This is a genomic window from Peribacillus sp. NPDC060253, assembly GCF_042727425.1.
Classification (GTDB): Bacteria; Bacillota; Bacilli; order Bacillales; family DSM-1321; genus Peribacillus.
Genome location: NZ_JBHXAS010000034.1, coordinates 26,873 through 44,901, shown reverse-complemented (window position 1 = coordinate 44,901; position 18,029 = coordinate 26,873). Strand labels below are relative to the sequence as shown.

At 42.1% G+C, this 18,029-nt stretch carries 17 protein-coding genes; 4 read left to right on the top strand and 13 right to left on the bottom strand.

The features are described from left to right. Positions 1–122: 122 nt before the first annotated feature. From flgL to ACFWE9_RS11490, 10 genes are all read right to left on the bottom strand, one after another. Entirely contained in the window at positions 123–1,001 is an 879-nt protein-coding gene (flgL, locus tag ACFWE9_RS11535; protein ID WP_230159046.1) for a flagellar hook-associated protein FlgL, read from the bottom strand. A 15-nt stretch (positions 1,002–1,016) separates the two neighbouring features. Beyond that, on the bottom strand, positions 1,017–2,576 hold the full coding sequence (flgK, locus tag ACFWE9_RS11530; RefSeq protein ID WP_377356840.1) for a flagellar hook-associated protein FlgK: 1,560 nt from the start codon (positions 2,574–2,576) through the stop codon (positions 1,017–1,019). A 30-nt stretch (positions 2,577–2,606) separates the two neighbouring features. Beyond that, entirely contained in the window at positions 2,607–3,095 is a 489-nt protein-coding gene (locus tag ACFWE9_RS11525) for a flagellar protein FlgN (protein WP_230159048.1), read from the bottom strand. A 78-nt stretch (positions 3,096–3,173) separates the two neighbouring features. Continuing rightward, the gene (gene flgM, locus ACFWE9_RS11520) at positions 3,174–3,437 is read right to left on the bottom strand and encodes a flagellar biosynthesis anti-sigma factor FlgM (protein WP_230159049.1); all 264 of its coding nucleotides are present in this window, start codon (positions 3,435–3,437) and stop codon (positions 3,174–3,176) included. A 216-nt stretch (positions 3,438–3,653) separates the two neighbouring features. Continuing rightward, on the bottom strand, positions 3,654–4,073 hold the full coding sequence (locus ACFWE9_RS11515) for a TIGR03826 family flagellar region protein (protein ID WP_230159050.1): 420 nt from the start codon (positions 4,071–4,073) through the stop codon (positions 3,654–3,656). Between the two features lie 99 nt (positions 4,074–4,172). Next, positions 4,173–4,865: a ComFC family protein gene (locus tag ACFWE9_RS11510; protein WP_230159051.1), complete on the bottom strand. Its 693-nt coding sequence runs from the start codon at positions 4,863–4,865 to the stop codon at positions 4,173–4,175. Beyond that, positions 4,858–6,279, bottom strand: a complete 1,422-nt coding sequence (locus ACFWE9_RS11505) for an ATP-dependent helicase ComFA (protein ID WP_230159052.1) — start codon at positions 6,277–6,279, stop codon at positions 4,858–4,860. The genes ACFWE9_RS11510 and ACFWE9_RS11505 overlap by 8 nt, the downstream gene beginning before the upstream one ends. A gap of 105 nt (positions 6,280–6,384) precedes the next feature. After that, positions 6,385–7,227 carry a DegV family protein gene (locus ACFWE9_RS11500; protein WP_230159053.1) on the bottom strand — a complete coding sequence of 281 codons (843 nt, stop codon included), beginning with the start codon at positions 7,225–7,227 and terminating at the stop codon, positions 6,385–6,387. Positions 7,228–7,422: 195 nt separating this feature from the next. Continuing rightward, positions 7,423–8,106, bottom strand: coding sequence for a response regulator (locus tag ACFWE9_RS11495; protein ID WP_230159054.1), 684 nt, complete (start codon positions 8,104–8,106; stop codon positions 7,423–7,425). Between the two features lie 47 nt (positions 8,107–8,153). Then, positions 8,154–9,296 (bottom strand): sensor histidine kinase, encoded by a 1,143-nt coding sequence (locus ACFWE9_RS11490; protein WP_230159055.1) that lies wholly within the window; start codon positions 9,294–9,296, stop codon positions 8,154–8,156. Between the two features lie 622 nt (positions 9,297–9,918). Between ACFWE9_RS11490 and ACFWE9_RS11485 the strand changes: the two genes are divergently transcribed. Continuing rightward, on the top strand, positions 9,919–10,554 hold the full coding sequence (locus ACFWE9_RS11485) for a YigZ family protein (protein ID WP_230159056.1): 636 nt from the start codon (positions 9,919–9,921) through the stop codon (positions 10,552–10,554). Positions 10,555–10,732: 178 nt separating this feature from the next. Then, a complete protein-coding gene (locus ACFWE9_RS11480) occupies positions 10,733–11,758 on the top strand; it encodes an LCP family protein (RefSeq protein ID WP_230159057.1) in 1,026 nt (341 codons plus the stop codon). A 182-nt stretch (positions 11,759–11,940) separates the two neighbouring features. Here ACFWE9_RS11480 and ACFWE9_RS11475 read toward each other — a convergent pair whose 3' ends face one another. The 3 genes from ACFWE9_RS11475 to ACFWE9_RS11465 form a co-directional block, all read right to left on the bottom strand. After that, positions 11,941–12,990, bottom strand: a complete 1,050-nt coding sequence (locus ACFWE9_RS11475) for a glycosyltransferase family 4 protein (RefSeq protein WP_230159058.1) — start codon at positions 12,988–12,990, stop codon at positions 11,941–11,943. A 79-nt stretch (positions 12,991–13,069) separates the two neighbouring features. Next, entirely contained in the window at positions 13,070–14,173 is a 1,104-nt protein-coding gene (locus ACFWE9_RS11470; RefSeq protein ID WP_230159059.1) for a glycosyltransferase family 4 protein, read from the bottom strand. 19 nt (positions 14,174–14,192) lie between these two features. Then, entirely contained in the window at positions 14,193–14,936 is a 744-nt protein-coding gene (locus tag ACFWE9_RS11465; RefSeq protein ID WP_230159060.1) for a WecB/TagA/CpsF family glycosyltransferase, read from the bottom strand. Between the two features lie 110 nt (positions 14,937–15,046). On the opposite strand from ACFWE9_RS11465, the gene ACFWE9_RS11460 reads away from it, so the two are divergent. Together ACFWE9_RS11460 and murJ are read left to right on the top strand one after the other, a co-directional pair. Further along, positions 15,047–16,477, top strand: coding sequence for an O-antigen ligase family protein (locus ACFWE9_RS11460; protein WP_377356835.1), 1,431 nt, complete (start codon positions 15,047–15,049; stop codon positions 16,475–16,477). A gap of 4 nt (positions 16,478–16,481) precedes the next feature. Further along, a complete protein-coding gene (gene murJ / locus ACFWE9_RS11455) occupies positions 16,482–18,005 on the top strand; it encodes a murein biosynthesis integral membrane protein MurJ (protein ID WP_230159062.1) in 1,524 nt (507 codons plus the stop codon). Positions 18,006–18,029 lie beyond the last annotated feature (24 nt).

The following is an 18,029-nucleotide window of genomic DNA, read 5'->3' as shown; positions in this document are numbered from 1 at the left end:
CGTCACCATGGACACCCTTGCATTAAGCTAACCATTACTACTGCCTTCATGGTTCGGGACTCACACCCTATAGATTGCACCCATGCCGGGCGCACGAAAAAAGCTATCCATTTAAGAATAGCTTAGCGAAGAAAATCCAATAAACTCGGTTGCATGATTTTTGCCCCGATACTTAATGCAGCACTATGGACACTTTCTTGGGTCGTCAAATCCATGATCGCTTTTTCGATATCGACATCCTCATTTTTCGAAAGGATTTCGGTAGCAAAGACCTCCTGCTGCTTAAGGCGGTCCGTCATCAGCTCAATCCGATTCTGCCTTGCGCCAACCTGGGCCTGCATGCCTAAGAAGGTATTTATCGTTGCGTCAAGCCCTTCAAGCATGCCGCTCACGTCGCCGCCGTTTTCCAGTGCATCAATTGTTTTGTCGATGCTCCCACCATTTGCAAGCGCTTCTCCAAAAACCTTCGAACCGTCCGTATTGATTTTAAGGGAAATCCCGGAAAACACTTCAAGGTTTATGTCCCCTTTGCCATATACGATATTTCCATTGGCGTCTTTAACGGACGAAGGCTTCACATTCGTATCCTGACCGTTGAAAATATATTTCCCGCCGATCTGTGTGTCACCAAGTGTTACGAGATGTTCTTTTAATTGCTTGATTTCCTCTGAAATATTTTTCAATTGTTCGCCTTCATACGTTCCATTGCTGGCCTGAACCGTTAGCTCGCGAATCCGTTGCATGGCAGAAACTGCTTCACTAATGGCATCATCCGTGCTGTCGATCCAATTTGTCGCCTCAGAAATGTTGCTCTGATACTGCCCTATTTGATTGAGATTCGTCCTGTATCCCATTCCCATCATGGCTGCAACAGGATTGTCCGATGGTTTAGTAAATTTCTTTTGAGTAGATACCTGCTCTTGCAGCTTGGCCATCTTCTCGTAACTGCTGCTTAAATTGCTTAACATATTATTGGTTAGCATCGATTGCGTTACCCGCATGTTCGTTCACTCCTATTATCGGCCTACAGTACCCATTCCGTTTATGATTTTATCGAGCATTTCGTCCATCATCGTCATCATTCTTGCAGAAGCGTTGTATGCCTGCTGGAATTTGATCATATCCGTCATTTCTTCATCGAGGGATACGGAGCTTACTGACTCCCTATTTTGATTAACGGATGTAGCGAGCACGACAGAGTTGGAAAGGTTCTTTTGGGCACTTTGGGAATCCACCCCAAGCTTGCCGATGATTCCTGAATAATAGGAGTCGAAGCTTCCTGCCAATTCCTTTGAATTTTGGTCCTTAGTCGAGTACTCACTAAACGCTTTCTTCTTCAGGTCAGCCAGGAGTTTAGCATTTTCATTATCTCCGGATGCCCCTCCGCTTTTACCGCCTGCGGCAATTTTCGAGGGATCTTTTACGATCTCACTGTTCACCTTGATGCTTTGGGCTGCACTTTTGCCTGGTTCAATTTCAAAGAAGTTCAATGTGGACGTTTTACTGTCACCTAACGCATATCCTTGTTTATGGATGGCATTAAACTCATTCACAAAAGCCTTCGTCATATTATCGAGCTTTTTCAGCATATCAGGGTAAGCTCCCCCGATCGTGCCATCATCCTTTTTATAGCCAAAGCTGTTGATCAAACCTGATAGTTCTCCTGAGAATTTGAAATCCGTCATTATTTTCGAACCAAATTTCACGCCATCTACCATGCCTGTCGTTTTATCATAGTTAACTTCGAGCTTCGACGTTCCTATCATCCCAGTTTGGTTAACACTGACTAGATTGATAGGCGGCGTATAGGATGATCCATCTTCTTTCATTAATTCGATGTTATATAGCCCTGTAGCTGCATCACTGGCCCTGCCGTAATCCGTCGGGATGACGTTAGTCACTTTTATACTGACAAGCTGAGAGAGGTTGTCAACAAGTACATCACGTTTATCATAAAGGTCATTGGGGATATAACCATGGGGCTCCACTTTACTGATCTGTTGATTAAGTTGATCAATACTGCTAATGAGCGTATTGATTTCGTTCGCTTTGACGTTTATCTGATTTCCGATATCCGTTTGAACGCTGGTCAGCGAGTTGTGGTAGTAATTAAGGGTATCCGCGACCATTACGCCCGTCGAGGCAACAACTTCACGCGCCCCTGAGTTTTCCGTATTGGCCGTTAATCCCTGCAGTGAATTCCAGAATTTCTCCATTGTTGCGGCTAAACCGCTGTCGGTTGGTTCGTTCATGATCCCTTCCATTTTCGTCAAGGATTCGCTCATGGCCCCGTAATAACCGATTTTATTATTTTGTGTCCTGTACTGCGCGTCCAGGAAACTGTCCCGGATCCGCTGTACCGTTTCTGCCGCTACTCCGGTACCGATTTGACCGGCTACCCGCGGGCTGTTCAATCCGACAGTAGGAAAGCCAGACGTCTGCACCAAATTGACCCGCGGCCTTGAATATCCTAATGTATTGGCATTGGCCACGTTATTTCCAGTTGTATACAAAGCACCTTGAGAGGTGGATAACCCGCGCTTAGCCGTCTCAAGACCCATAAAGGTTGAAATCATTTACTCAAACCTCCATCTTTTTTCTGTTTCTTATGCTTTTGAATCAAACATTCCCATGCCGCTTTTTGCCGGTTTTTCAACCGAGTTCCCGTAATTCAGGTTCTGATTCTGCGGCCTTAGCATATCCAAAGAGACATTGATGAATTGAAGGGATTGATAGATCAATTGCTGATTTAGACTGTTCCGCTCCTTCAACTTAAATACCTCATCCATCAATTTAGCTTTTAACCGTTCAAGGATTTCCGTTTCAATTGGTCCTGTTAATTCCGTTACGGTCTTGATGGAGGCCGAATGTCCCTCAATTCCATTTGCCGCAAGATATTCCGCAACTGCCTCTTCTCTTTCCTTATCGGTTTGATTGATTGCTTTAATATGCGTTTGTTCCTGTATCAGCAGGGCTGTAATTGCCTCTGTATCATTTGCTTTCAAAATGGCCGTTTTTCTAATCGCTAATTGATTGAAGCTTTTATGAAGTTTGATCAATTTTCCAAGCGACTCGATGATGTTCCGTACAGACATTCCCACTGCCTCCTCTGCTCATAAATGAAGGACGGAGAATGGTTCCGTCCACTTCCTTTAAACATTTTCATTGAGCGTTTATTTCTTGTAAAAATCTATCAGACCCTTAGCGGTCGCTTGTGCATTCAATTTATAATTTCCGTTTTCCACTTGACTTTTCAGTTCATTCACTTTGGCTTGTCTTGCAGCAGGAATGGAAGATTGTTGCTGCATTTCTTTTGCCGCTGAAGAAATTTCAACTTTATCCGAGGCATTGACCTTAGATTCTTTGATATTCCCCGCTTTATTGGCTTGAAGATTATATGGGTTAACACCTGTCATACCGACGTTATTGATTTTCATATTCCAGATCCTCTCCTTCGGTTGATTTTTTAATCCCATTATATTACGATTCCTTCACAGACCATGAGAATGGGTCTGGACTGTGTGATTCTCCCTATCGTTATTATCGACAAGGAAGGGATATCTTTTATGGTTTCTTGTAATCTTACCACCTATTGACGATCATCGTTCTCAATATCGAATATTTTAACAAATCATTAATCATGTTGCCATGAATTATCCTTTTTGATCATCCTTCATGTAATACGCATTTTTTTTATTATTTTCTCGCATGTTACTTAGGCGCTTTCCCTCATTTTCATATGCCTGCAAATCCATAACGAGGGAATCGCTGCATTTGCCGCATAACTTTCCGCTCTTGATGTGAGTGCCGCATTTTTCACAAGGAATGCCTAAATTGGGGAAATGCGCAATCCTCAGCTTACCTGTTCTCACAAATTTTATAATCAAATTTTCTTCCACGCCTGTGTCCTTGACCACTTGTATCATGGACGCCGTTCTATTAACTTTCTTGCGAATATATGCATAAACTTTATCATATTGGGCTTCCTCTTCTTTATAACAGGCATCGCAAACATCACGGAATTTCGTCATAACGAATAATGAATGACAATTTGGACAATTGAATACTTCCATTGAGGCCCCTCCTTCACCTTCACAACGATTATTCTTCAGTATTGTATATATCGAATAATACGAGCGATACTTTAGGGAAGTTCATTAAAATAAGCTGTTTCACCTAGCCAGAGTAATGGAAGATACGCCTTTCGCCCCAGCTGTCATTAATGCCTTGGCAGCGTGCCTGAGGGTCGTGCCCGTCGTATAAATGTCATCGATGATCAGAATGGATTTATGCTGCAGCAAATCCGATTGTGTGACCTGAAAAACCTGCGGTAATGCCATCCTCTCTCGACGTGATTTTTTTGATTGTTTTTCCGTATGGATCCGCGTTAAGACATCAACAGTAAGCAGTCCAAGAAGATCTGCCAAAGCCTGTGCCTGGTTGAATCCACGCTCCCTAAGCCGTTCATCACTAAGCGGAATGACCGTTACCAGGTCAAACTCCATATCCTTTAGCCTATCTTTCAAAAAAGGGACGAAAATCCCAACCAATGCATAATCGCCTCGGTACTTATATTTGGCAATAATATCTTTTAGGTATTCATTATAATGAAAAAGCGATATGTTTCTGGATAAATAGCCTGCCCATTCCTTATTCCTTTCCCATCTTGAGCAATCCAGACAGTGGTCACCGGTGCTGTAATTCCCGTCCATCTCCCTTGAGCAGATTGAACATGTTTCTCCGGTTATCACATGAAGCTTCCCCTCACATCTTTCACAGATTGCCTTTGCCTCAGACCGCTTGAACAGGCTCCCCCACGTCAACGCTTCTTTTATTCCTTCATCACAAACGAGGCATCTACTCATCCAGCAGCCCCCTTTTTGAGGCAGCTTCATTCATCATTCGGATATGGTTAATCGTCTCGACCATGGCTTTACTTTTACCATAATGAAAAAAGGTAATCGTCCCTGTAGGGTGAATTTTGCTTCTCCCTACACGGCCTGCAATCTGAACGAGGGCACTATCTGTAAAAACGTCATGCTCAGCACCAATCACGGCTACTTCCAACCGTTCAATCGTGACGCCTCGTTCCAGGATGGTCGTGGTCAATAATCCTGGAACCTCGCCATTCCTTAATGCCATGACTCTTTCTTTTCGATCTGGGTGTTGTGAGTGAACGAAATTCAATTTAGGGGATAGCATTTGAAACAGCGGAATGACCTGCTCCATCACTTGAATGCTTGGAAAAAACAATAAGAAGGGGATATTCTGCTGTAGGCGTTCACTCACCCACCTGTTAATTACCGGTGGAATCTTTTTCTTAAGAAATTGTTTTTGCCAGTTACCGCACCACTTCATTTCAGGGACAGGGATCGGCTGACGATGGTAGCGGGCTGGGATTGTCACAGCTTCCAATTTGCCGTTTCGGTATAATCGTTGCATACGTTTCGAAGGTGTTGCGGTCAAGTAGATGGTTGCGGCCGAAAACTTTTTCGATTTATTAACCGCATAATGGAGCGAATCATCCGCCGTGTAGGGAAACGCATCGACTTCATCGACAATGATGACATCAAAGGCTTCTATAAAGCGGAAAAGCTGATGGGTCGTGGAAACTGTAAGCGGCGAAAACCCATGGCGATCAGCACTGCCGCCATATAAGGATGAGACATCAATGGAGGGAAAAGCCTTTTTTAACCTTGGTGAGAGTTCGAGAACGACATCCGTCCTTGGTGTTGCTAAACAGATTCGTTTCCCAGCAAGTAAGGCTGCCTCAATGGCTGCAAATAGGACCTCCGTCTTACCGGCACCACATACAGCCCAAACCAGAAATTCACTTTCCCCGCTTACCGCATCAACGACACAGTGCGAGGCCGTTTGCTGCCCTGCAGATAGAGTGCCATCCCAACTCATCAACTTATCAGGAATGGCAAACTGCAAACAGGGACCAGTCCACCTATATAACTTTGCACATTCACTGACCCGTCCCATCATGATGCATGAGCGGCAGTAAGTACAATCCCGATTGCATATCCTGCACGGGAAGGTATAAAACAAGGCTGGATCTCTGTTACCGCAGCGCACACAGTTAAAACGACCATTTTCTGATTGCACGCCGTACGTTTCCGAAACATACCCATTTTTGAGATGCTCGGCGATGAGTTCTTGGGAAAAAGGAATTTCGAAGGCCAAAAGATGTCTTCCTGAGAGATGATTTTGAAGTTCCGAGGAAAAAGGGGGAGAAATGATCATTTGTTCCAAACTGTAACCTTCTTTCTTCATAAATTACACTTCTCCAATATTATTCGCTTTTTACACTCAAATCCCTTTTCCCTCTTTGCTCCACAAAAAAAAGCCTTCCCCATTTTCGAGGAAGGACGTCTCTGCTTATATTTTATACCAACCCATCCCCATCGAGCCTTCGCCCAGATGGGTTCCGATTACTGGACCGAAATAGCTGATGTCGAATTCGACATTCGGGAACCGTGCTTCAAGTTCGGTTTTCCAGTCTTTAGCTTCACTCTCACGCTTTGCATGAATAATGACGGCTTTATACTTCTCCCCGCTTGCCGCATCATCCCCAAGTGAATCAGCAATCCGTTTCATTGCTTTTTTTCTGGTGCGGATTTTTTCGAACGGGACGATGACTTTATCGACAAAATGGAGAACCGGCTTCACTTGAAGCAGACTGCCAATCAATGCTTGGGCACTGCTTAAGCGTCCACCTCGCTGTAGATGGGATAGGTCATCTACCATGAAGTATGCCCTGACGGACGGTTTCATTTCCTCGAGCCTGGCCATGATCTCTCCTGCACCCTGTCCATCAAGTGCCATCTTAGCAGCCTCGATCACATAAAACCCTTGGACCATGCAGCTGATTTCCGAGTCAAAGGCATGAACCTTGATTCCTTCAACCATTTCTCCTGCCGATACCGCACCTTGATACGTACCACTGATGCCACTCGATAAATGAATCGAAATGACATCATCATATTCTTTTTGCAGCTCCTCGAACTTCTCGACAAACAGTCCGATTGGAGGCTGTGAAGTCGTAGGTAATTTATCATGCTTCTTTACTTCCTCATAAAACTCATCCGCAGCAATATCCACTTCTTCCCGGTGAGCCTCATTGGAGAAAATGACATTAAGCGGCATCATATGTATATGTAAACGTTCACGCATTTCCTTAGGTATATATGCAGTGCTATCTGTTACGACTGCGGTTTTCATAAATAGTACCATCCTTATAAAAATTTACTCTATATCTTATTCACCCTTTTATCTGAAAACGCCTTTATTTTCATTAAACAGTTCCTGGATTACCATAAATATGTAAAACCAAAAGTGAGTCCGGCATGCGAAAAAAAAATCCGGCACTTCAGCACGTTACGGAAACTGAAGAGCCGGACTTATCGAAAGCTGCAATTACTTCACTTCTACCCAGCCGTTTTTAATGGCTAGGACAACCGCTTGTGTACGGTCATTCACATTCATCTTCTGAAGAATGTTACTCACATGGTTCTTGACTGTCTTTTCACTGATATATAGAGTTTCGCCGATGGCACGGTTGCTTTTTCCGTCAGCTAAAAGTTGAAGGACTTCACATTCACGTCGAGTCAATAGGTGAAGCGGCCTCCTGATTTCTATTGTATGTACGGAATCACGATCAGCGCCCTCTTCAGCTGCTAAGCGGCGATATTCTTTAACTAAATTATGGGTAACCTTCGGATGAAGGTATGAGCCGCCTTCAGCTACTACGCGAACGGCATCGATTAACGCATCTGCGTCCATTTCTTTCAACAGGTAACCTTGTGCTCCCGTTTTCAACGCGTGCTGTACGTAGTTCTCATCATCATGAATGGAAAGGATGATGACTTTTGTTTCAGGGTAACGGTTCACAAGCATTTTTGTTGCTTCGACCCCATTCATGGTCGGCATGTTGATATCCATGATAACAACATCTGGTTTATGTGCTTCAACGAGATCCATAGCTTCGCTTCCGTCATCGCCCTCGGCAACAACATCAAAGGATGATTCAAAATCTAATATACGCTTAACGCCTTCACGGAAAAGCTGATGGTCATCGATAATGATGATACTAGTCTTCAACGGCTTCTTCCTCCTAGTTTCTATTTATAATGCCTATTCTCTATAATTTATAAATGATAGGGAATTTGTATAAACACCAAAGTGCCTGCGCCTGGTTGTGAATCGATCGTCATTTCACCTTCAAGCAGCTCGACTCTCTCTCTCATGCCTACCAAGCCAAAGGAACCTTCTTTTTGAATTGAAGAATCAAACCCTTTTCCATCATCTTTGACGACGACGGTCACCATCTCTTTGGAAATGGACAGTTTAACTTGAACCTGTTTTGGCTCCGCGTGCTTCAATGAATTTTGTACAGCCTCTTGAACCAGCCTGAATAAAGCGACCTCCATATCGGAAGGAAGCCTTTTGACCTGCCCAAGATTGACGAAATTCAAATGTACGCCAGTATTATAGTCTTCGGTCGTTTGCAGGTACTTTCTGAGGGTAGGTACAAGGCCTAAATCATCCAGTGCCATAGGACGAAGATCATAGATGATTCTGCGCACTTCATATAAAGCATTTCTTACCATGACTTTTAAACTGCGGATTTCCACGATCGCTTCATCAGGACCTCTCTCCCGTTGTACACGTTCTATCAGATCTGAACGCATCATGACATTTGCCAACATTTGAGCCGGACCATCATGAATTTCACGTGAGAGCTTTTTACGTTCCTGCTCCTGCGCTTCGATTATTTTCAAACCGAAGTCCTGTTTGCGTTTAGCCTCTTGAAGCGCTTCCCCAACAAACTTCAGGTCCTGAGTTAAATAATTCTGTACAACCGAGATTTGCGAGACGAGATGTACGGCTTTATCGATCGTCTGCTGTAAACCCCTTAACCTTAATTCAAGTTCATCCCGGCGATTACGGAGCTCTTTCTCCAATTGCCGGTTTATTTGTAAATCGACTTGCAGCTTATGTGCCCTTTCATAAGCATCGCGCACCTGTTCTTCAGAAAAATGGTTGAAGTGCATACTGACTTCGGAAAGCCTTTTTCGAGCAAACCTGGCTTTTGAATCCAGTGCATCGCTGTCGGTTATCACAATGGCGACCCTTATTTTTACATCATCAAGCTCTTTTGTTAATGATTCAAAATCTTTGCGGCATTGTTCGCCGATATCAAAGACTTCATCCTTACTTTCACTAACAGTGCTCACCATTGTTTCTAAGATCTTGTCCAATGCTTTAGCATCAACTTTTTTTATGGACATTAAGATCCCTCCACTTAAATCAAAAGACTTAATCATTATTGTCTTAAAGACTATGTATATGGCAAAAGTTCATTTTCCTTTTTCATGAATGGTCAAATTTGGATGAAGTAACCTTCATGAACATATTGTACCAAAAAAAGAATAAAAATACGTTAATTTCATTACCGGATATTCACAAAATGGACATATATGGTATACATCTCGTATTCATGTCTATTATGGACAACATAATAGTCTACTCTACCTATTAAAGGTAAACGTCCATTTCCATTATCCTAATACAAATGAACCTATTCAATCAAATGGGATATTCCGCTCATTTGATTATTATATGAAACAGATGCATTTATTAAATGGCAAAATCCTTGAAATGAGAGGACATGAAATGGACAAGCAAGGATTTTGGCACAAAACTCAATGTTTTTCCTACAATGTTATTCTTTTAAGCATAAATGACCAACAAATTACAATAACAAACAATAGAACTTATTATAACACGTACAAATTTTTCTTATATTAAAGTTTCTTTACACATACTACATAAAAATGACTGATCATTGCCACATTTTCCTCAAAGCTTTATAATGAATCAACTAATAGGAAGTACGAAGGTGGAATAGTAATGCTTACTCAATATTTAACGGTGACAGGTCGCGGGGAACATGAAATCGTCATTGAAAAGTCCCGTTTTATTTCCCACATCGCCCGTGTCGAAACAGAAGAAGCCGCCCAGGCCTTTATCCAGGAGATCAAGAAAAAGCACAAAGACGCCACACATAATTGTTCAGCCTATATGATTGGGGAACAAAACCAAGTCCAAAAGGCCCTCGATGACGGAGAGCCAAGCGGTACTGCAGGCGTCCCTATCCTTGAGGTTCTTAAGAAAAAAGAACTAAAAGACACCGCAGTTGTGGTCACACGGTATTTTGGGGGTATCAAACTTGGTGCTGGCGGCCTCATTCGTGCTTATAGTAAAGCGACTTCAGAAGGAATAGATACTACAGGTGTAGTCATTAGAAAATTAATGAGGGTCATTTCGACAACTGTCGACTATACTTGGCTTGGAAAATTGGAAAACGAATTGCGGTCTTCCGTTTATCAAATAAAGGAAATTATGTACCTTGATCAGGTCAACATCCTTGTATATGTGGAGGAAACACAAAAAGAAGCATATACCGCCTGGATGACAGAGCTGACAAACGGTCAAGGCATTATTACCGAAGGGGAAATGCTATATTTAGAGCAGGCATTCTCCTGATTTTCTCCTGCATATATTTCCTTTTTTATGCTGTAATATAATTGAAAAGAAATATTTATTTTACGAAATTATTAAATCATTGTAAAATTAAGAGAAATATATGACGAAATATAAACTGTAGGATTCGAAAAATAGCGATTTATGTCTGAAGTTCGCTATTTAAAAGGAGAAGAAAAAGATGTCTACTACTAGGCGTGTCTATAAAATTAAGAAAACAAGGAAAAAAAGACGAAAGAGGCTCTGGTTACTCCTTGTTCCACTGCTGGTACTTGGTCTAGGAGCTACTACGTATGCTGCAACTCTATATATGAAAGCCCAAAATGTATTCAATGATTCCTATGACCCTGTGGAAGCTTCAGCTAAGAGAAGTGAAACGGTCGACCCGCTCGAAGATAATTTCTCCATTCTTTTCATAGGAATTGATGATAGTGATGAACGTGACTATAAAGGAAACTCACGCTCGGATGCTTTAATGTTGGCAACATTCAATAAAGATCAGAAATCTATTAAACTTTTAAGCATTCCACGTGACTCTTATGTGTATGTGCCAGCCAAAGGCGTAACCACGAAAATCAACGCCGCCCATGCGGCCGGTGGACCAAAAGCCACAATGGACACCGTAGAGGAACTTTTCGATGTCCCTGTCGATTACTATGTCCGCATGAACTTTAATGCTTTCATTGATGTCGTCGATTCATTGGATGGAATCGAAGTCGACGTACCCTATGAAATGAATGAAATCGATTCACATGACAAAAAGAATGCCATCCATCTCGAAAAAGGATTACAGACTGTCGACGGTGAAGAAGCATTAGCCTTTGCACGAACTCGTAAGAAGGACAGTGATATTCAACGTGGTGAGCGTCAACAGGAAGTCCTTAAAGCCATTATTGCCAAAGCAACATCTGCTGGATCTTTAACGAAATATACAGACGTAATGGAAGCTGTCGGTGACAATATGACAACGAACCTTCAATTCTCACAAATTAAAGGGTTCATAAAATATGTGACTACCGATAACGGCCTAAATCTTGAAACAATCAAACTTGAAGGTCAGGATTCCACCATAAACGGAACCTATTATTATCAGTTGAATGAAACATCAGTAGCGAATACTAAGCTACTGCTTCAATCCCACTTAAACTTGGGACCTAAAGACGTTACGAATCAAACTGAAGCCGTTCAATCAAAAGTAGAAGAATAAAGTGAAAACCCCACTCCCCAAAGTGGGGTTTTCTTTATTCCTGATGATCCTGGCTACTTGCCTTTCTATCCCACCGGGGGATGAACTCCCTCACCTCCAAAACAAAAAAGCCTCCAACCATATCTGGTTGGAGGCTTTCCTATCTTTCAATACACGAATCTAGTAATCTATTTGCAAAGCAATCATGGTTTGTTTTTAAAATTGAGCATCTTCAGAAGCGGCTGGTAATTTGAATTGACCAAGCCAATTTTCTCCACAAAAATCTCTATGATCAAAAGGAGACCCGTTACAAGGATCAAAGCTCCCCACATCGTTGCAAATGAAAAGATTATCGCAGCTAAGCCAAAGCAGGCAGCTAAAGCATAGATGAGCAAGACAGTCTGCTTATGAGTGAAGCCCAAATTTATTAAACAGTGATGTAAATGGGATTTATCAGCAGCTGAAATCGGCTGTTTATTGACGACCCTGCGGATAATCGCAAAAAATGTGTCTGAAATGGGAACACCCAAAATGATGATTGGCACGATCAAGGAAATCATCGTAACGTTTTTAAATCCTAGCAGGGAAAGAACAGCAATGATGTATCCTAAAAATAGGGCACCTGTATCTCCCATGAAAATCTTTGCAGGGTGAAAATTGTACTTCAAAAAGCCAAGAGTGCTTCCAATCACGATTAATGCAACCATAGCAACGAATAAATCCCCTTTTATAAGGGCCATTGTTGCAATTGTCACTAATGCGATTGTCGAGACACCGCCTGCAAGACCATCAAGTCCATCTATTAGGTTGATGGCATTAATGATACTGACAATCCATAATATAGTGATCGGCGTACTTAAAATACCAAATTCAAGTGTATCGGTAATGAACGGCAAATTGATGAATTCCACTTCTAATCCGCCCCATAATACGATAATGAGGGCAGCTAAAATCTGGCCCAGGAATTTGGGTGCAGCTCTTAATTCATAAATATCATCAGCTATCCCGATCAATATAATCACAAGCGCGCCCACTAGAAGGGGCAATTGTTCCCACAAATCATTCGTAAAAAGTAGGAAGGTAATGAAAAAACTCAAAAATATCGCTAAACCGCCCATGCGCGGCATAATTTTACTATGCACTTTTCGCTCATTCGGTTTATCGGTAGCTCCTAATTTAAAGGCCAATTTTCCGACAAAAGGAGTCAAAAAAATGGATAATAAAAAGGATACCAATAAGGCCCCTATTAACATCAAGAACCACCTCATTTCAACTAAAAATCTTAATACCCGTAACGATCTATAAGAAAAAACCTATATATAATTGCTTATTTTAATTTTTCATCCTCAAATAAACATTATATACGTTTTCGGCTAAAATCTCTATAGAAAAGTTGTTTTTTGCAAATTTTTGTAAATCAAACCCTATCTTTGTCAGTTCTCCGGATTTTTTTAATTCCAAAGCTTTGCAGATGGCCAACTTCAGCTGATTAACATTTCCGATATCCGTAATCCAGCCCTTGCTCCCATCCGGAATCAATTCTATTACTCCGCCAACATCACTTGTGATTGCTGGAAGGCCAGACCTTGCTCCTTCAAGCAACACAAGCGGGAAACTTTCGCTAAAGGAAGTCAATAATGTGACGTCCCCTATTGGATAGATTCTCTCTAAATCTTCACGATATCCTAAAAAGAACACATTATTCGATAAACCCTTTTCCAAGACGAACTGCTCCAAATCCAATCTCCTGCTCCCGTCCCCAACAAGCAACAGCTTTACATGGGGGAATTCCGATATCACTTCACTCAATGCGGCTAAGGCAAATTCATGGCCTTTCACCGGTTCAAGCCTTGCGGGCATGATGATGATGAAATCATCTTCCTCAAACCCTAAATCATCCCTTTGAAAAGGGACAGGCAATTCCTTTTCAAAGTCGATTCCATTTAGGATTTTGGTGATTTTAGACGTATGGATGCCTCGGTCTATCAAGTCCTCTTTAAAGCGATCGGATACAGCCAGGATATGATCGGCATATTGAAACGACCATACATTGAGGTCTGTAAACAGTTTTCCTTTTACACCCTTGCCTAAAAAATCATGATGGGGTGCACTGTGAACAGTAAGAAGCCAAGGGCGTTTAATGAGGCGTTTTAAAAAAGCACCATATATATTCGCACGCGGACCATGAGTATGGATGATGTCTATATTATTTAGACGGATAAAGTCCCTTAAAGGTTTCAAAATTGAAAGGTCATATTTGGAATGTTGCTTGAAAAGTTTGGTTTGTATCCCCGCAGACATGGCCCGCCGGTAAAGTTCACCATCTTCAAATAAACCCAGCATGAACTCCTCTTTATTCAATTGGTTCAGTAAGGACATAATATGAAACATACCGCCGCCAGTTTCATTACCAGCGTTCAAGTGCAAGACTTTCATCCAGGTCCACTCCTTATTTTCAGGAACGCTGTACCCTTTTCCTTAACCGCCTAACTTTGAATACGAATCTTGGCAGCGCAAGCATCCGTTTCCACCGTGAAGGTTGTTGGATTAGTCGGTACAACCATTCAAGACGCATCTTCTGCCAGAAAACCGGGGCGCGGTTCACTTTTCCTGCAAGAACATCAAAGCTTCCCCCAACTCCCATGAAAACACCTTTTTTAAATAAGGGATAATGCATCGAAACCCATTTTTCCTGTCTAGGAAACCCTAATGCAGTCAAAATGATGTCAGGTTCAAGTGCAGCAATGGACTTAGCCAAGTTTTCATCCTTAATATCAATGTAACCATGGTTGTATCCCACTAACTCGATACCCGGGTATTGCTCTTTTGCTTTAAGGGCCGCTGTTTTAATAACATGTTCTTCCGCCCCAAGCAGATATACTTTCAGAGCTTTCTCATCAGCGACCCGAAATAATTCATTCATCAAGTCGAATCCTGTAATCCGCTCTTGTAAAGGTTGATTTAGCCATTTAGAGGCCATAATAATACCAATGCCATCCGGCGTGATGTAATCAGCCGATATAATGATGTCCTTATAATCCTGATGCTCATTTGCATACTCCACTATTTCTGGGTTTGCCGTAACGACAAACGTTTTTTCCTGGTTCATTAATCTTGGATAGATCATCCGATTCATAAATTCATCCATATTGGTATCAATGAATGGTATGGATAGTATCTCAACAAACTTTTCTGTCATTTTTCTTCAGCCTTTCATATGTACTATACATCTAAAGGGTGGGGTATTATTCAAGAAATATTTTCATACACATCATAGAACGTGATTTTGATTCAAAGGTGGTTAATCATTTGAAGTTTCTAGAAAAACATTCATTACCCATTCTTATACTGTGCCTGCTTGTCCCATTGGCAGTGCCTTACCCTATCACCGGTTACATTGCTACGGCGTTGATGCTCGTTTTTATCGGTATAAATAAAAAAAACCCGTTATTAATTCTATTCATTTATTTCCCTGCCCGTCCCTTATTTATGGAACTGAATAGCGGCTTAACCTATACAGGTGACCTGATTATCCTCACCTTATTCATTTCTTTGCTTATTGAAAGATTCAAGAGAAACGATTGGTCAATTTCGAGGTATCATTTCACAGTGCCCTTTTGGTTGTTTTGTTTAGTTGGGGCCGTAGCTGGACTCACACACGGAGTGGGAATCCTCCCCACCCTATTTGAACTCCGGGCATTGCTTGTTACATTCTTGCTTCTTTACATTATCGGTGAATTAAATCTAGAAAGAAAGGATATCTTTCGCTTTTTGAAGGTAACCCTAATATTTACACTCATACTTTGCCTTCATGGCATCGTGGAGAAAATCTTTTCACGCACGGTCCTGCTTCCCCATGCCTGGGAAATGTGGAACCTTTCACCAACGAACCGAATGAGGATTTATGGGGCACCTGGCAACCCTAATGTATTTGCCTTGTTCTTAAGCATCCAGTTATTTCTAAGTTTCTTTTTATTTCAAGCCCTGAAAAAAAATAAATTCATCGTCTTTCTAGCAGCCATCTTACTTTCTGGAACTTTACTGCTCACCTATTCACGGGGTGCGATGATTGCATTCGGGTTCGCCGCACTTGTCTTCATGGTGTGGACTAAAAATAAATCATTTTTCAAATATGCTATAGGAGCATTGGGTCTCGGCCTGCTTCTCATTTATTACCCGGTTTTATTCGCTTCAAGCAAAGCGGAGATATCCGCAGCCGTTCCCATGGAAAATTTGGTGATTGGCAGCACACCCACTTCCGAACATGAACATGCCCTCTCCAATCGTTTCTCAGAAATGTTCTCTGATAAGACTCTTCACCAGAGTACAGAATGGGGCCGTTTATATGTCTTAATCAAGGGAATTGAAATTTTCAAAGATCATCCCATAATAGGTACGGGGCTGGCTACTTTTGGTGATTCAGCCACCCTTTCCTTTCCTTCACCGATCTATCAGGAATATCAAATCGGTGAAAGGATGTATGCCGATAATCAATATATCCAGATTCTAGTTCAAACTGGGGCGCTAGGTTTTCTCGGAGTTTTTGCATTTGTCCTTCTTGCATTCCGTAAAATCATTATATCGGGAAATGGAACTTTTGCAGTCTTCACCTTCTGCCTGATGTCTGCAGCATTAATAGCAGGACTTTTTTACAATATTCTCGAAGATAAAACGTTTACCCTATTTTTTTATAGTTGTTTAGGATTCTGTTTACAAAAGGACATTATTTTAAAGGATTGAAAATATGCCTACTCTTTCAAATGTAATTAAATCGGTCGGGCTCGTCACTATCATTGCAGCCATCGGAAAAGTCCTCGGATTCGGTCGGGAGTCGATCATAGCCGCCTATTTCGGTGCCTCATCAATGGCAGATGTTTTTTTCGTGGCAAGCCTCATTCCCACTATTCTATTTACGGCTCTCGGCAGTGGCCTTCAGGCTGGCGTCATCCCCATTTACTTGGAGAAGAAAGCGAAAAACCCAATGAGAGCTGATGAGTTCATCAGTGTCTTAGGTTCCTTTTTTATGCTGGTAGCCGGAGTCATGACCATTGCCTGCATGGTTTTCGTCAAGCCGCTCGTCATGATGGTGGCCCCTGGTTTCTCGGATTCAGAGCTTGCACTAACCGAATCCTTGACACGGATCATGCTTCCGAGTTTACTTTTTTTCACACTTTCATACATGGCGACGGGCGTCCTGAATGCGAATAAGCGTTTTATCCTTCCTGCCCTTACTTCTACTGCCCAAAACACGGTCATCATTCTAGCCACCGTATTGTTCGCTGCGGCCTTTGGGGTGGAAGGGTTGGCTTGGGGGTTCGTATTCGGTGCAGCAAGCCAATTCCTTATTCAATACCCATCATTAAAGAAATACGGAATCCGGCCCATCATCTCTTTCCTGCCCCACAAACGGCAGATCATCCAAACGCTGCACACCTTTTATCCTATTATCATCGCGGCTTTGGCCATCCAATTGAATAGTGTCGTCGATCGGATTATTGCCACCTCGCTCGAGACTGGAAGCGTATCAGCGCTTAACTATGCGAACCGGCTGCTGTGGCTGCCGTTAAGCATTGTCCTTACACCGCTGATTACCGTTTTGTATCCATCAATCGTCGAGCGAGCCCTTATAAGTTATCAATCTTTCCTTAATTTGACCTTAAAGGGGCTGAAGTCGCTTATATTTTTAGCCATTCCTTTCATGCTCGTCATGTTAATCAGCGGAAACAGCTTAATCACTCTGGCTTTCCAACGCGGGGCTTTTGATGCTTCGGCTACAGAAACAACTTATGCGGCATTTTTCTTTTATTCAGCTTGCCTCCCATTCTTTGCCTTTAGGGATTATTTGATGAATGCCTTCTACGCCTTAAAAAAAACAAAAGTGGCTATGTATTCCTGCTTGATTGCCGTATTACTTAATGTCCTGCTCAGCTGGGTCCTATCACGCTATCTCGGTGTCGGTGGAATTGCCTTAGCCTCGGGCATTTCCATGCTCCTGCAATCTCTCTACTTGTTTAGCTTCCTTTGGCTTAAAACAAAAAGAGAGGACATAGCCGCTTTCAGGGAAGTTTTTCAGGAAAGCGGAAAGCTGATCATCATAGGAACCATCATTTATGGACTTGCACTCTGGATCCACCCGCTTACACTAACGTTTCCCATCATTGTTGAATTAGTGATCATCTCGCTTCTTGTTTTCGGATTGTATATCGCATTATCCATGCTTTTTAAAGTAAGCAGCCTGCAAGGATTGAGAAAGATCAAATCGAATTAATACATTAGAAGAAGGAGTGCCATT